Source organism: Flavobacterium xanthum, from assembly GCF_900142695.1.
Lineage (GTDB): Bacteria > Bacteroidota > Bacteroidia > Flavobacteriales > Flavobacteriaceae > Flavobacterium > Flavobacterium xanthum.
Map to the genome: position 1 here is coordinate 21,903 of NZ_FRBU01000009.1, position 15,511 is coordinate 37,413.

11 protein-coding genes and 1 pseudogene are annotated in these 15,511 nt (G+C 37.1%); 5 read left to right on the top strand and 7 right to left on the bottom strand.

The genetic code is table 11. From position 1 onward, the window contains the following. Positions 1-87 precede the first annotated feature (87 nt). A complete protein-coding gene (locus tag BUC11_RS05415) occupies positions 88-1,206 on the bottom strand; it encodes a glutathione-independent formaldehyde dehydrogenase (protein WP_217651036.1) in 1,119 nt (372 codons plus the stop codon). A gap of 234 nt (positions 1,207-1,440) precedes the next feature. Next, entirely contained in the window at positions 1,441-2,172 is a 732-nt protein-coding gene (locus tag BUC11_RS05420; RefSeq protein ID WP_073352663.1) for a hypothetical protein, read from the bottom strand. Between the two features lie 205 nt (positions 2,173-2,377). Between BUC11_RS05420 and lysS the strand changes: the two genes are divergently transcribed. The 5 genes from lysS (at position 2,378) to BUC11_RS05430 (ending at position 9,619) form a co-directional block, all read left to right on the top strand. Further along, positions 2,378-4,087 (top strand): lysine--tRNA ligase, encoded by a 1,710-nt coding sequence (gene lysS / locus BUC11_RS05425; protein ID WP_073352664.1) that lies wholly within the window; start codon positions 2,378-2,380, stop codon positions 4,085-4,087. Positions 4,088-4,360: 273 nt separating this feature from the next. Then, positions 4,361-4,513 carry a hypothetical protein gene (locus BUC11_RS16925; RefSeq protein ID WP_175547733.1) on the top strand — a complete coding sequence of 51 codons (153 nt, stop codon included), beginning with the start codon at positions 4,361-4,363 and terminating at the stop codon, positions 4,511-4,513. A gap of 2,235 nt (positions 4,514-6,748) precedes the next feature. After that, positions 6,749-6,901 (top strand): hypothetical protein, encoded by a 153-nt coding sequence (locus BUC11_RS16930; protein WP_175547734.1) that lies wholly within the window; start codon positions 6,749-6,751, stop codon positions 6,899-6,901. A gap of 130 nt (positions 6,902-7,031) precedes the next feature. Next, positions 7,032-7,184 (top strand): hypothetical protein, encoded by a 153-nt coding sequence (locus BUC11_RS16935; RefSeq protein ID WP_175547734.1) that lies wholly within the window; start codon positions 7,032-7,034, stop codon positions 7,182-7,184. Positions 7,185-9,103: 1,919 nt separating this feature from the next. Then, positions 9,104-9,619: an autotransporter outer membrane beta-barrel domain-containing protein gene (locus BUC11_RS05430; protein WP_139259426.1), complete on the top strand. Its 516-nt coding sequence runs from the start codon at positions 9,104-9,106 to the stop codon at positions 9,617-9,619. Positions 9,620-9,695: 76 nt separating this feature from the next. Here the strand turns inward: BUC11_RS05430 and BUC11_RS05435 are convergent. From BUC11_RS05435 to BUC11_RS05455, 5 genes and pseudogenes are all read right to left on the bottom strand, one after another. Further along, positions 9,696-11,219: pseudogene (locus BUC11_RS05435) on the bottom strand (DUF4394 domain-containing protein). 192 nt (positions 11,220-11,411) lie between these two features. Continuing rightward, the gene (locus BUC11_RS05440; RefSeq protein WP_175547735.1) at positions 11,412-12,341 is read right to left on the bottom strand and encodes a glycerophosphodiester phosphodiesterase family protein; all 930 of its coding nucleotides are present in this window, start codon (positions 12,339-12,341) and stop codon (positions 11,412-11,414) included. 82 nt (positions 12,342-12,423) lie between these two features. Further along, positions 12,424-13,383: a transporter gene (locus tag BUC11_RS05445; protein ID WP_073352667.1), complete on the bottom strand. Its 960-nt coding sequence runs from the start codon at positions 13,381-13,383 to the stop codon at positions 12,424-12,426. 159 nt (positions 13,384-13,542) lie between these two features. Then, positions 13,543-14,583: a cytochrome-c peroxidase gene (locus BUC11_RS05450; RefSeq protein ID WP_073352668.1), complete on the bottom strand. Its 1,041-nt coding sequence runs from the start codon at positions 14,581-14,583 to the stop codon at positions 13,543-13,545. Positions 14,584-14,641: 58 nt separating this feature from the next. After that, the gene (locus tag BUC11_RS05455; RefSeq protein ID WP_073352669.1) at positions 14,642-15,424 is read right to left on the bottom strand and encodes an MbnP family protein; all 783 of its coding nucleotides are present in this window, start codon (positions 15,422-15,424) and stop codon (positions 14,642-14,644) included. Positions 15,425-15,511 lie beyond the last annotated feature (87 nt).

A 15,511-nucleotide genomic window follows, 5' to 3' on the forward strand; every position in this document is an offset into this window, starting at 1 on the left:
ATTTAATTACTGAATTCGGTTCACAAAGCAGGGTACCGCACCTTTCGTTTCCCCTTGTGTTGAATACCTCCTATAATTATACGTTTTTTATTTACTTTTAACCATCTCTGGTTTCAGTATTACTTTTGTCCATCCTTCATCACGAGCATCAAAATGTTTGTAAGCATTAGGAGCCTCGTCCAGTGAAAGTTCATGTGAAATAATTAATGATGGTGTAGCTTTACCAGCAGAAATTAATGTGCAAAGCTGACGATCATAGGATTTTACATTTGCCTGTCCAGTTGCTATTCGCTGTCCTTTCATCCAGAATTGGCCAAAATCAAAATCCATGTGCCCTTCTTTTTGTAAATCTTCTTTTGATTTCGGGTCCTTGGGAACAAAAACCCCCACTACCCCTATTGAACCTGTAGCTTTTACTGCTTGTACGAGTTCATTCATCGTTATATTAGAATGTTCAGTACCATGTTTATCACAACATTGGTAGCCCACACATTCGCAACCTTTATCGGCGCCTATTCCTTTGGTAAGTTCCAAAACCTGCTCTACTGCTGACCCTTTTGAAAAATCAATAGGAATCGCCCCTAGTTTTTCAGCAAGCTTCAATCGATCAGGATGATTGTCAACAACCATAATCTTACTAGCTCCTTTAATACTCGCTGAATGTGCTGCCATAAGTCCAACCGGACCTGCGCCATAAATAACCACAGAGTCTCCTGGCTTTACACCAGCCAATTCCGTGGCATGATATCCAGTAGGGAAAATATCCGATAACATCACATAATCGTTTTCCTTCTCGATGGCGTCTTCGGGTAATTTTAGGCAATTAAAGTCGCCATGAGGTACACGCAGGTACTCAGCCTGACCCCCGCTGTAAGGTCCCATTCCCGCAAAACCATAAGCAGCACCGGCAGTTCCCGGATTCATTGTGAGACAAAAACCAGTTAAGCCGCGTTCACAATTTTGACAATGACCGCATCCAATGTTAAACGGAAGACAAACCATATCTCCTACTTTTATCTGAGTTACAGCTTTGCCAACTTCAACCACCTTACCCATGTTTTCGTGACCCAAAATTCTTCCAGATTCCATATCTGTTCTCCCTTCGTACATGTGAAGATCTGATCCACAAATATTAGTTGTGGTTACTTTAACCAATACATCCGTCGGTTGCTCAATTTTGGCATCCGGCATTTGTACCACCCTCACGTCTCGAGGACCGAAATAAACAAGTGCTTTCATACTATCTTTATTTAAATTGTTTACTTATTTCTTAAAATCACCTCCGTTTAAACTTGGAATAAGGGATGCAATTTTAAATGAATTTTAGAGAATTTAAAGTTAGCGATAATTTTACATATATTTAATTTTCAGACATTTAAAAACATTGTTAATTTTTGGCAGCTCAATTCAGCTCTGTAAAACAACACTCAGTTCTGTTAGTTATTCTAAGAAAACCTCTAGATTGGTACTCTCAGGATTTACCAAACAATCGGTTATAAGAAATTGCAATTCCAATGCTTTTTTATCTTCACTTATTTTTGCATTTTGATTTGAAACCGATTTTATTTTTCGAGGAAAATGATATTTTAAAACATAAGTTTGGCTAATTTTAAGACTGGCTACTTGAATTTTCAATTCTGAAATTTTATCTTGTTGTTTTTTTAGTTCGACAGCATCCGTGATTTTGATTATTCGTTTGAAAATTTTCCCATCAAAAGTAAAATTCACACTGTAGTAATGCTCCTCGGCAACCAAGGCGTAATTATTTCCTATGTCGTCCGCATACTCTTCGGTTTTGTACAAGTCGGCAACTTCCTCTATTTTAGTAAACTTTTGACGGATTGTCGTGCAAAATTCTTTCTCGAAAGAGCTTTTCTTGCTGTGTACTTCCACCGAATTAAATTTTTCGAAAATAGCTTTTTCAAAGGCAGGTAGTCTGGAAAATGTTGCTGCATGCTGTGCTATTAAATCCTTGAAAATATAAGTGGTATCCTTGAATACTTCTTCTTTGGAGTAGTTTTCACCCATTAATTGCATGTAACTTTGCTCGTCTCGCAACTTATTTATTTCAATTTTTCCGGTTCCATCTTCATTTAAATGAATGGTTTCTGTGACTTGGCAGCTTGTTATAAAAAATACTAAAAGCAGTACGATGTAAATTTTATTTTTCAATTTTTATGATTTTGAATCGTTATTTTTAACAAATGTAACTTAATAACTACAATTCCTAGCCCAGATTAAAGTGAAAATCCTTTTTATTTTTCCTTTAAAAATAAAAAGATTGCAACGGAAAGCTGGAAATAGCTCCAAAAAACCTTTAGCACTTTGCTACTTTGGTACTTATACAGTATCTTTGCGCTCTTAAAATCAGCACAAAATGGCATTATCCGAACAAGAAATATTACGTAGAGAAGCACTTACCCAATTACGCGATTTAGGCATTGAACCTTATCCTGCAGCCGAATTTATTACCACCGCCTATTCTAGCGAAATCCTTGCTGATTTCGAGAAGTACGACGGTAAAGAAGTGGTTTTGGCCGGTCGTTTGATGGGAAAACGCATCATGGGGAAAGCTTCCTTTGCGGAATTGAAAGATGCCGAAGGACGGATTCAAATTTATGTATCGCGAGATGATATTTCGACGGATGAAGAGAAAACGATGTACAATGTAGTTTTCAAAAAGCTATTGGATATTGGCGATTTTATTGGGGTTTGCGGGACTGTTTTTAAAACTCAAGTAGGCGAAATCTCCGTTCATGTTTATGGATTGACGGTTTTGGCGAAAGCCTTGAAACCGCTTCCGGTGGTAAAAACGGATGCGGACGGAAAAACGCACGATGCTTTTGCAGATCCAGAACAAAGATACCGCCGTCGTTATGTGGATTTAACGGTGAACGACCATGTGAAAGAAACGTTTATCAAGAGAACCAAATTGTTTAATGCAATGCGTACGTTCTTTAATGATAGAGGCTATCTCGAAGTGGAAACACCAGTGTTACAACCGATTCCTGGTGGTGCTGCAGCGCGTCCTTTTATTACGCACCACAATTCCCTTGACATGCCATTATACATGCGTATTGCCAATGAATTGTATTTAAAAAGATTGATTGTTGGTGGTTTTGAAGGGGTTTATGAGTTTTCGAAAAATTTCCGTAATGAGGGAATGGATCGTACGCACAACCCGGAATTCACCGCCATGGAAATATATGTAGCCTATAAAGACTACAACTGGATGATGAAATTTGCCGAAGACCTTTTAGAATATTGCGCCATTGCGGTCAACGGAACGAGTGACGTTACTTTTGGAGAACACAAAATCAGCTTTAAAGCGCCTTATGCTAGGGTTACGATGACGGATTCAATCAAACATTTTACTGGTTTTGATATCTCTGGAAAAAGTGAAACGGAACTTTTTGATGCTGCAAGAGGCATGGGAATTGACGTGGATGCTACAATGGGTAAAGGAAAATTGATTGATGAGATTTTTGGTGCCAAATGTGAAGGAAACTATATTCAACCTACTTATATCACGGATTATCCAAAAGAGATGTCACCCTTGTGTAAGCAACACCGCGACAATCCAGAATTGACGGAGCGTTTTGAATTGATGGTTTGTGGTAAAGAAGTGGCCAATGCGTATTCAGAATTGAATGATCCAATTGACCAAAGAGCTCGTTTTGAAGACCAAATGCGTTTGGCTGAGAAAGGAGATGATGAGGCTACCGGAATTATAGATGAAGATTTCTTGAGAGCGCTTGAATACGGAATGCCTCCAACCTCTGGAATGGGAATTGGAATGGATCGTTTGATTATGTACTTGACCAATAATGCTTCGATTCAAGAAGTGTTGTTATTTCCACAAATGCGACAAGAGAAAAAACAAGTTCAAATCGAGTTGGAAGACGATGAGAAATTGATTGTTGCGCTATTGAAAACCAATGACAACCAAATGGAGTTTGGCGCACTAAAAATGACCTCTGGCTTAAGCGGTAAAAAATGGGATAAAGCCATGAAAAACTTATCTTCTCTGGGATTGACAGAAGTTGTCGTAAATGGTGATACTAAAGCGTGTAGATTGAAAGAGTAATTTATTTTATAATAGAATATTAAAAGGAACTTCGTAATGGAGTTCCTTTTTTTTTAATTCAAATAATTATTTATGTACTTGAAAAAAGAAGATGGAAAATCTAATTATCTACTCCTTCTAACTAGTTATTTACGCGCGTCTGTTCGAGTGGTTTTTAAAGCTAAAGTCGAGCTCGCTTTTTAAACTAAATGAACTGCTTTAAAAATTGTATCGAGAACTGATTACGAAAAGCGCTTCTCGATACATTTTTGGCTTGACGATTTTGCGGATAAAATGGAAAATCCATTACAAGCCAAAAACACTTCCCGAAACAAGTTCGGGATAAACGGTAGAGACGTGTTTGGTGATGATGACGAAAGTATCTTCGAGAACTCTACAACGAAAAGAACTTCTCGATACATTTTTGGCTTGACAGTTTTAGGTTAGTTTAGAAAATCCATTACAAGCCAAAAACACTCGAAGAGACGTCAAGGACAGGAATAGTTAGCACTGAGGAGAACTCTAAAACGAAAAGAACTTCTCGATACCTTTTTGGCTTGACAGTTTTAGGTTAGTATAAAAAATCCATTACAATCCAAAAACACTTCCCGAAACAAGTTCGGGATAAACGGAGGAGATGTATTAGACAAGAATAGCAATCAATACTAAGCTCGATTTGTTAAACTAAAACGCCTGTTACGCGCGTCTGTTCGAGTGGTTTTTAAAGTTAAAATCGAGCTTGCATTTTAAACTAAATGAACTGCTTTAAAAATTGTATCGAGAACTCTATAACGAATAGAACTTCTCGATACATTTTTGGCTTGACAGGTCTGAGGTTAGTCCGCGAAATTCTAAACAAGCCAAAAACACTCGAAGAGACGTGTTTGGTGATGATGACGAAAATATCTTCGAGAACTCTATAACGAAAAAAACTTCTCGATACCTTTTTGGCTTGACAGTTTTAGGTTAGTATGAAAAACCCATTACAAGCCAAAAACACTTCCCGAAACAAGTTCGGGATAAACGGAGGAGATGTATTAGACAAGAATAGCTATCAATACTAAGCTCGATTTGTTAAACTAAAACACCTTTTACGCACGTCTGTTCGAGTGGTTTTTAAAGTTAAAATCGAGCTTACTTTTTAAACTAAATGAACTGCTTTAAAAATTGTATCGAGAACTCTATAACGAAAAGAACTTCTCGATACATTTTTGGCTTGACAGGTCTGAGGTTAGTCCGCGAAATTCTAAACAAGCCAAAAACACTCGAAGAGACGTGTTTGGTGATGATGACGAAAATATCTTCGAGAACTCTATAACGAAAAAAACTTCTCGATACATTTTTGGCTTGACAGTTTTAGGTTAGTATAAAAAATCCATTACAATCCAAAAACACTTCCCGAAACAAGTTCGGGATAAACGGAAGAGACGTGTTGGACAAGAATAGTAATCAATACTAAGCTCGATTTGTTAAACTAAAACACTTTTTACGCACGTCTGTTCGAGTGGTTTTTAAAGCTAAAGTCGAGCTCGCTTTTTAAACTAAATGAACTGCTTTAAAAATTGTATCGAGAACTTTATAACGTTAAGCGCTTCTCGATACATTTTTGGCTTGACAGGTCTGAGGTTAGTCCGCGAAATTCTAAACAAGCCAAAAACACTCGAAGAGACGTGTTTGGTGATGATGACGAAAATATCTTCGAGAACTCTATAACGAAAAAAACTTCTCGATACATTTTTGGCTTGACAGTTTTAGGTTAGTATAAAAAATCCATTACAATCCAAAAACACTTCCCGAAACAAGTTCGGGGTAAACGGAAGAGACGTGTTGGACAAGAATAGTAATCAATACTAAGCTCGATTTGTTAAACTAAAACGCCTGTTACGCGCGTCTGTTCGAGTGGTTTTTAAAGCTAAAGTCGAGCTCGCTTTTTAAACTAAATGAACTGCTTTAAAAATTGTATCGAGAACTGATTACGAAAAGCGCTTCTCGATACATTTTTGGCTTGACGAGTTTTAGGTTAGTATGGAACATCCATTCCAAGCCAAAAACACTTCCCGAAACAAGTTCGGGATAAACGGAGGAGATGTATTAGACAAGAATAGCTATCAATACTAAGCTCGATTTGTTAAACTAAAACACCTTTTACGCACGTCTGTTCGAGTGGTTTTTAAAGCTAAAGTCGAGCTTACTTTTTAAACTAAATGAACTGCTTTAAAAATTGTATCGAGAACTGATTACGAAAAGCGCTTCTCGATACATTTTTGACTTGACGGGTTTGAGGTTAGTCCGCGAAATTCTAAACAAGCCAAAAACACTTCCCGAAACAAGTTCGGGATAAACGGAGGAGATGTATTAGACAAGAATAGCTATCAATACTAAGCTCGATTTGTTAAACTAAAACACCTTTTACGCACGTCTGTTCGAGTGGTTTTTAAAGCTAAAGTCGAGCTTACTTTTTAAACTAAATGAACTGCTTTAAAAATTGTATCGAGAACTGATTACGAAAAGCGCTTCTCGATACATTTTTGACTTGACGGGTTTGAGGTTAGTCCGCGAAATTCTAAACAATCCAAAAACACTCGAAGAGACGTTAAGGACAGGAATAGTATCTAATGAGGAGAACTTTATCAAGTTAAAAGCTTCTCGATAATTTTTTGGCTTTGCGGGTTTTAGGCTAGTATGAAAAACCCATTACAAGCCAAAAACACTTCCCGAAACAAGTTCGGGATAAACGGAAGAGACGTGTTTGTTGATGATGACGAAAGTATCTTCGAGAACTCTATAATGAAAAGCGCTTCTCGATACATTTTTGGCTTGACAGTTTTAGGTTAGTATGGAACATCCATTCCAAGCCAAAAACACTCGAAGAGACGTTAAGGACAGGAATAGTATCTAATGAGGAGAACTTTATCACGTTAAACGCTTCTCGATAATTTTTTGGCTTTGCGGGTTTTAGGCTAGTATGAAAAACCCATTACAAGCCAAAAACACTTCCCGAAACAAGTTCGGGATAAACGGAAGAGACGTGTTTGTTGATGATGACGAAAGTATCTTCGAGAACTCTATAATGAAAAGCGCTTCTCGATACATTTTTGGCTTGACAGTTTTAGGTTAGTATGGAACATCCATTCCAAGCCAAAAACACTCGAAGAGACGTGTTTGGTGATGATGACGAAAATATCTTCGAGAACTCTATAACGAAAAAAACTTCTCGATACATTTTTGGCTTGACAGTTTTAGGTTAGTATAAAAAATCCATTACAATCCAAAAACACTTCCCGAAACAAGTTCGGGATAAACGGAAGAGACGTCAAGGACAGGAATAGTTAGCACTGAGCAGAACTCTATAACGAAAAGAACTTCTCGATACCTTTTTGGCTTGACAGTTTTAGGTTAGTATGGAAAATCCATTACAAGCCAAAAACACTTCCCGAAACAAGTTCGGGATAAACGGAAGAGACGTAGAGGAAAGGAAAAGTATACAATACTAAATACTATTTGTTAAACTAAAACGCCTGTTACGCGCGTCTGTTCGAGTGGTTTTTAAAGCTAAAGTCGAGCTTGCTTTTTAAACTAACTGAACTGCTTTAAAAATTGTATCGAGAACTCTATAACGAAAAGAACTTCTCGATACATTTTTGGCTTGACAGTTTTAGGTTAGTTTAGAAAATCCATTACAAGCCAAAAACACTTCCCGAAACAAGTTCGGGATAAACGGAAGAGACGTCAAGGACAGGAATAGTTAACACTGAGCAGAACTTCATAACGAAAAGAACTTCTCGATACCTTTTTGGATTGACGAGTTTGAGGATAAAATGAAAAATCCATTACAAGCCAAAAACACTTCCCGAAACAAGTTCGGGATAAACGGAAGAGACGTAGAGGAAAGGAAAAGCATACTATACTAAATACTATTTGTTAAACTAAAACGCCTGTTACGCACGTCTGTTCGAGTGGTTTTTAAAGCTAAAGTCGAGCTCGCTTTTTAAACTAAATGAACTGCTTTAAAAATTGTATCGAGAACTTTATAACGTTAAGCGCTTCTCGATACATTTTTGGCTTGACAGTTTTAGGTTAGTTTGGAAAATCCATTACAAGCCAAAAACACTTCCCCAAACAAGTTCGGGATAAACGGAAGAGACGTGTTGGACAAGAATAGTAATCAATACTAAGCTCGATTTGTTAAACTAAAACGCCAGTTACGCACGTCTGTTCGAGTGGTTTTTAAAGTTAAAATCGAGCTTATTTTTTAAACTAAATGAACTGCTTTAAAAATTGTATCGAGAACTGATTACAAAAAGCACTTCTCGATACATTTTTGGCTTGACAGTTTTAGGTTAGTTTGGAAAATCCATTACAAGCCAAAAACACTCGAAGAGACGTCAAGGACAGGAATAGTTAGCACTGAGGAGAACTCTATAACGAAAAGAACTTCTCGATACATTTTTGGCTTGACAGTTTTAGGTTAGTTTGGAAAATCCATTCCAAGCCAAAAACACTTCCCGAAACAAGTTCGGGATAAACGGAGGAGATGTATTAGACAAGAATAGCTATCAATACTAAGCTCGATTTGTTAAACTAAAACACCTTTTACGGACGTCTGTTCGAGTGGTTTTTAAAGCTAAAGTCGAGCTCGCTTTTTAAACTAAATGAACTGCTTTAAAAATTGTATCGAGAACTTTATAACATTAAGCGCTTCTCGATACATTTTTGGCTTGACAGTTTTAGGTTAGTTTGGAAAATCCATTACAAGCCAAAAACACTTCCCGAAACAAGTTCGGGATAAACGAGAGAGACGTGTTTGGTGATGATGATGACAAACATATGTTCGAGAACTCTATAATGCAAAGCGCTTCTCGATACATTTTTATTCCCGAACCTTCGAGAGAAAAATACTCGATCTGACTAAAAATTTCCTTTTCAGCTACAGAAAATCGTCTTCTTTTGTACTACTTTACTTCTGTTAAATAAGTCATAAAATTCTTAGGTAATTGGATTTAACTGTTACTTTTGATGAACAAAAAACAATTCAACATGAAAAAAATTACTGTATCGATTCTAGCCTTATTTGCTTTTGGCTTCGCCAATGGTCAAGCCAAAGAAGGTCAAGTATCAAAAGGCAAATGGCTTATTGAAGCCAATACTGGCTTTGGAAGAAACGTAGGGACTACCGCCATGTATTTTAGTTCTTCGGACGGAATCACTTCCTACAACATTGGAGCTGAAGGAGGTTATTTTATCAAAGATAATCTGGCACTTAAATTAGGATTAGGCTATGGAGAAATAGATGGGGTCGGCGAACCGATTGCTTATAAAATTGGAGCCAAATACTATTTAAAAACGATGATTCCTATTGAGCTTTCTTATAATGGAGTCGGTTTTGGTGACGCAGATGCTAATCCTACCTACATAGGTGCGCAAGTTGGTTATGCGGTATTTTTAGGTAAAAATGTAAGTATCGAACCCGGAATTCGTTATAATATGGCAACTCACAAACAATATTATGACAATAGTTTACAGTTTAATCTTGGTTTTGCTTTGCATTTTTAAAATAGTCAGTGTGTAAAAACAAAAAAAGTTGGCTCTTTGATTAGAGCCAACTTTTTATTTCAAGAATATTTTAGTTTTAAAATCCTAAACCAACCGCCATCGCTGTAGCTTGAATATTTAGTTCAGCAACTTTGGTTGCTGCACCAGTTGTCAAGTTGATACTAAAAACTGAAGTACTATTATTTACCTTTAATAAGGCGAAAGCAGTAGCACTATTTCCACCGATATCAAATCCGCTATCTTCATCAATATTAACTCCTAAATTTCCAATAGCAACTAATGTTCCGTTATTTGGTGGATCTTGACGGTATAACATATCCGTTTATGAATCCATCACAAATAAAGTGGTTGTACCTGCACCAGCCACATTATTGGTATATGCGGCACCCGTAACAAATGGGGTTCCAGGATTTAAATTACCATCTACAAATACTACTGTTCCTAAATCTGGGTGTAAACGCAAGTTTTGACCTGTATTACTTACTAACCTGATTCTATCTACTGTTGGATTGAAATCAAAACCAAAAGAAGTACCTGACAAGACCGTTAACAATGGAGACCCAACTGCTGTTAATGCACCACTAGCTGTATTCACAGAAAATAATCTGCTTTGATTAGAGATCGCATATAATGCTCCATTTGCTGGTCTAAAATCTAGCCCTACAATACTTTCATTTGTAGCCAACCCAGTTAATGAAACAGAAGTATTACTTCCGTTTGTAGGATTAAAACGAACCAACATATTGCCCGAAGTTGTAGCATAAGCAACTGGATTCGTCTTGAACGCAATACTAATTACTGGAGCAGTGAATTTTCCAACATCAACGGCTTTCCCCGTTGCTAAATCAATGGTATATAATGTAGATCCATTTGTATTATTAGTTACAGCCAAGGCAGTAGAATTATCTGCTGAAATATCCATATCCCCTGCACCTTGAAAGTCAACTCCTAAATCACCTACAAGCTGAAGTCCACCATCATTAGGTGGCGATTGAATATATAACTTATCTTGTTCGAAATCGATATCATACAACATTGTAGTTGTTGCACCAGCCATACTATTCGTATACGCTACTGCACCAATTTTAGGATTTGTACCGCCATTAATAACACCATCCGTTGCTACAACAGTTCCTAATTCTGGGTGCAATCTTAAATTTTGGCCTGATTCTGTTACCAAACGAATTCTATCTACGGTTGGATTAAAATCCAATGAAGCATTAACTCCAGCAACAACAGGAGAAAAAGATCCAGCACCCAATGCAGTTGCAACTCCACTTTTCTCATTAATAAAATAAAGACGACTAGACGAACCTACAGCATATAACTGTCCGGTTGCAGGTCTGTAATCAATACTTACGATGTTTTCTGATGTAGGTAAACCAACAATTGGTGTAGTCGAAGTTGGAGTTCCTAAATTTCGTGCATTAAAGGTCAGAATTGTATTATTACTGGCTAATGCCGTAAAATTTACATCTGGTGCCGATACTGGCATCATCATTTCATTGCTATCCTCATCATTACAAGAAATTGCAATACTAGATAAAAGGGCTAGACCAATAATGGAAGCAAAACCTATTTTTTGTTGTTTGTTTTTCATCGTTTATTTATTTAGTTATCCCTTCATGTACGAAGTGTAGTTCACTATGGTTTTAAAATTTTAAAAAACTTTAAAAAACAACTAAATTGAAACGTTTGCCGAAATAAAAAACTACTTCAATTGGTTCACTAGAAAGGGTTGCCAACCAATTTTAGAAAATAATAGAGAATTTAAAATAATGCTTTTTTATTATTATCGCTTTATAATTTTAATATGCCTTGATTTCAGCTTTTTGTCGTTAGTGAATTTCGTTGCTTGTTTTCCTGCTTGAACAGGTCGATCAGACGAAAGAATAGTTGCGCCATTTTCAATTAATTTATAATACAAAGCATCCCCATTTGCGGCAGCACTTTTATCGATATTGCCCATAGTACCCAAAATACAAGCTATACCTCGGCCGTTTAAATACTGATACACTTCGGCCTTTGGCTCTGCTGTACCCACAAAAGCGATCATTTTATCCACTTTGACACCCAGATTTTCCATACGCTCTACATCTTCTTTTCCTCTCGCCGAAACCGAAATCATTAAATCCGGAGCCAGTTGAGCTACTTCGGCGGCTTGAGTTGCATTGTAGGTTATAATAACAGAATACGCTTCGGCTTTGTTCCTGCGTACTGCATCGACAATCATTTTCATAGGAACTCCTTTTTTTACATCAAGGTTATAAATTACTTTGCCTTTCCCCCATTGCAGAACCTGATCTAAAGTTTCTATTTTATAAGGGGTTTGGTTGCCTTCATTATCCTTTAAAAAGAATTGCTGTAATTCTTTATAGGTGTATTTTTCAATCTTACCCGTACCCGTAGTTGTTCTATCAAGCTTATTATCGTGCATCATAACCAAAACAGAATCTTTACTCAGCGCAATATCCGTTTCTACAATTGTAGGATTGTATCGAATAGCATTTGCAAATGTAGCGGTACTATTTTCTGGAAATCCTGTTGTTGGACCACCTCTATGCGCACTGATCAAAGGGATACTTTTGTTCGAATATTTTAAAAAACGATGCAATTGTAATGGTGTTTTAAATTGCAAAACATATTCATTTACCTGTGCAAAACCGAGAGTGCTAATTATTAAGAAGCAAAACGAAAAACAAAAATTCTTATTTTGAAACATATTCTTTTTTTTAATTGGACTGTAAAAGTAAGGAATTGAAGTGGCATCAAATGACAACTCCAACATAAAAGAGACTCGACAATTACAAACTATAATTAAGGTTTACACTCCATCTGTAATTTGCTTCTACATTGCCGCCGGTAAGATTTTGATTGATGGGTAACATGGCATTCGCTCCAAAAGAAAGTCTGTCTTTACCAACCTCAAAACCAACTTTCCCGAAAAGAATATCGCCACTTGTATTCCGTAATTTTTGATTGTATTGGCAATTACTTTCATAAACTTCACCAGCAAAACCCAGTTGTGGAACAATAGAAAAACTATTTTTCTCATACAAATAGAAAAAAGTCCCTGCATAATTTAACTGATTTCCAAAACGATAACTCTTTTGGTTTTCTGTTTTTATAACATAATTCAGCATCGAGTTTAAGCCAAATTGCTTTCTTTTTACGATATATTCGGTAGCCAAAAGATAATCCCAACTTCCTGTTCCGACTTGAAAACTTGGATTGATACTTCCAGAATTCGCTTCATTGAATTTTCCGGTTGGCGCTTTTATTCCGCCTCCCAATTGCAACGTATGAACCAAAAAAGTGCTGTCTTTATGCGTTTGATACAACCGATACATTGCCAAAACCGTGATATCGCCAATCCCACTAATGCTTTTATCGCCTGTCGCGGTTTCTCTTTCATGAAAATGATACGGTAGTAATGCCGAAACCTGCACTTTTTCGCTTACTGGGATTCGGCCCCAAACCTGAACGGTATTGAAATTTTCTTTGTACCAAGGTGAATTGCTGTACAAACCATCCATGGATTTGTATTGTTGATTGAAATACCGAATCCCGACGAAATTAGAATTCAACATCGAGGCGAATCCCATGCTTCCGCCGCTGGCTGAGCAGCCACAGGCATCACAAAAATCCTCTTCTTCTAGGAATGAATGGTATTTTGTAAATGGATTTATGGTATTTAAACTATCTTTTTCGGTGGCGTTTGCCAATTGAAATAGAAGTACTAAAAGTAATGCGTATTTTTTCATGTTTGTTGTTTTTAGCCCTGATGGAAACGGAAAGCCCGGAGCGAAAAAGCTTGTTTTTCTTGTCCTGAAAAAGCGACCAGCGGAAGCTCTTTTCAGGACATAGAAAAACAGCTTTTGTAGTGAGGACTTGCAGTGTACAGCAGGAAATAGCTTCTTAAATTAATATTCAGAAAAACGTTTGTCTGTTAGGTATTGCGCGTCCGTCAATGTTTTTAGGAAAGCAATAATTTTTGTTTTTTCGGTTGTTGTTAATGGAATTCCGAGTGATCCGTTTTTGTTCAAAATGGGGTCTAAAGTAGCTGAATTGACTACACCAGAATTGTAATGTTCCATAACAGCTTCCAGCGTAAATAAGCGGCCATCGTGCATGTAAGGAGCCGTTTTCTCTATGTTTCTAAGGCTTGGCACTTTGAATTTATACTTATCCTGAGGCAACTCCGTCACGCGAAAACGACCAATATCATTGTATGCGGGATCTACAGGCAAACCATTATTCCTAAAAGAATTGTCCGTAAATAAATCTGTGGCGTGACAACTGGAACATTTTTGATTGAAAATGGCATAACCATCCTGCTCCACTTGCGTGAGTGTTCCACCCGATTCGCTGCGGCGGTACTTGTCAAAACGAGAATTTGAGGACGTAACCATTACCATAAATTGTCCCAAGGCTTTGAGCATGTTTTCGGAATTGATTTGTCCATCCGTAAAAGCAATTTTGAATAGCTTTTGGTACTCAGCATCTCCTTTCATCATAGCAACCGCTTTCGCAAAATCACCATTCATTTCGATAGGACTGGTGAACGGAATTATGGGTTGCAGGTCTAAATGTGTCGTTGCACCATCATACATAAATGTGGTTTGATAGGCCAAATTTTGGATTGGCGGCGTGTTTCGGGTTCCTATGGCGTCATCAACACCATGACTCAAAGTGTGGCCGTGATGCGTAAATGCATCTTCCTGAATATGACAAAAACCGCAGGAAACAATGCCATCCGAAGCCAATCGCCCGTCGTAGAAAAGTTTTTTTCCGAGTTCAAATCCTTTTTCTGTTGGTGGATTATTCGCTAAATTATAAGCCAAAGGTGGGAAATTTGCCGGAACCTGAAAATCCAAAGGGATATTTTGATAAGCCTCGTTGTCATCAGTAGAACAATTCCAAAACAACGGCAAAATGAGCAATATGATATATTTTGCTTTCATTTTATATTTTTTTTAAAAGCGATCAGACTTTAATATCAAACCGCTATTAGATTTAAATTTAGTCGTTATGTACGTGGTCTATTGTAAACATCGAAGAAATATTAGCGGTTACTAATGCTAATTTAGCACCGCCCATGACGGTTGCTGATTCTGAAAAATTGATTTTATTGGTTCCGTCAATTACTTGGGACAAATCAGCCATAATGTGAACTTGAGGCGTAATTGTAGTTCGTACCAATGCTTTTTCAGGAAAACCCAAAGTAACTTCGGCATAGTTATAATCGGTTCCAGTTTGTCCAGTGTGTACTTTAAATTCTTTGGCTACTGACACTGTGGGTGCTGTAAAAGAACCTTCGAAAGCCACAAACTTATAACCGGCGCTCCAAGACCACATCATTCCAGCAGTTTGTGCTGTTGCCAAAAAGTCCCCTTGACCCGTTGCTCCAGCTTCCCATTGGGTTTTATCAACTCCAATTCCGTAGGTAACTTTAGTATAATTTCCGGCAGGAATATTAGTAAGATTCAATACTAATGTTGCAGGCGTAGCTTCATCTACAATAAAATAACTTTGACTTTTTGGATACGTAAATGTAGTTCCGTCTTCTTTTGTCAATACAATATTACTCACAATGTACATGGCTTTAGAAACTGCAACCACCTCAGCATTCGGATTAGTGTAGTTCGTATTAAAAGCAAAATTAGCCGATTTGTATACGTTATCGAATTCTAATTTTAGATTTCCGTTTCCGGTAATCGCTTCATTATCATTGTCATTAGAGCAAGAAAATAAGGTAACTGCGATAGCCATTACAGCTAGTATATTTTTTAATTGAAATTTCATTTCTTAAGATTTTATTTTAAATATTAGGTATTGATTTGCATGCCGTTTTTGGATGATTTATTTCCAAAAAAAGCAAACAAAATCTCA

Coding starts and splice junctions, on each gene's coding strand:
- lysS (WP_073352664.1), top strand. CDS start 2,378: ATGGCATTATCCGAACAAGAAATATTACGTAGAGAAGCACTTACCCAA.
- BUC11_RS16925 (WP_175547733.1), top strand. CDS start 4,361: ATGGAAAATCCATTACAAGCCAAAAACACTTCCCGAAACAAGTTCGGG.
- BUC11_RS16930 (WP_175547734.1), top strand. CDS start 6,749: ATGAAAAACCCATTACAAGCCAAAAACACTTCCCGAAACAAGTTCGGG.
- BUC11_RS16935 (WP_175547734.1), top strand. CDS start 7,032: ATGAAAAACCCATTACAAGCCAAAAACACTTCCCGAAACAAGTTCGGG.
- BUC11_RS05430 (WP_139259426.1), top strand. CDS start 9,104: ATGAAAAAAATTACTGTATCGATTCTAGCCTTATTTGCTTTTGGCTTC.
- BUC11_RS05440 (WP_175547735.1), bottom strand. CDS start 12,341: ATGTTTCAAAATAAGAATTTTTGTTTTTCGTTTTGCTTCTTAATAATT.
- BUC11_RS05445 (WP_073352667.1), bottom strand. CDS start 13,383: ATGAAAAAATACGCATTACTTTTAGTACTTCTATTTCAATTGGCAAAC.
- BUC11_RS05450 (WP_073352668.1), bottom strand. CDS start 14,583: ATGAAAGCAAAATATATCATATTGCTCATTTTGCCGTTGTTTTGGAAT.
- BUC11_RS05455 (WP_073352669.1), bottom strand. CDS start 15,424: ATGAAATTTCAATTAAAAAATATACTAGCTGTAATGGCTATCGCAGTT.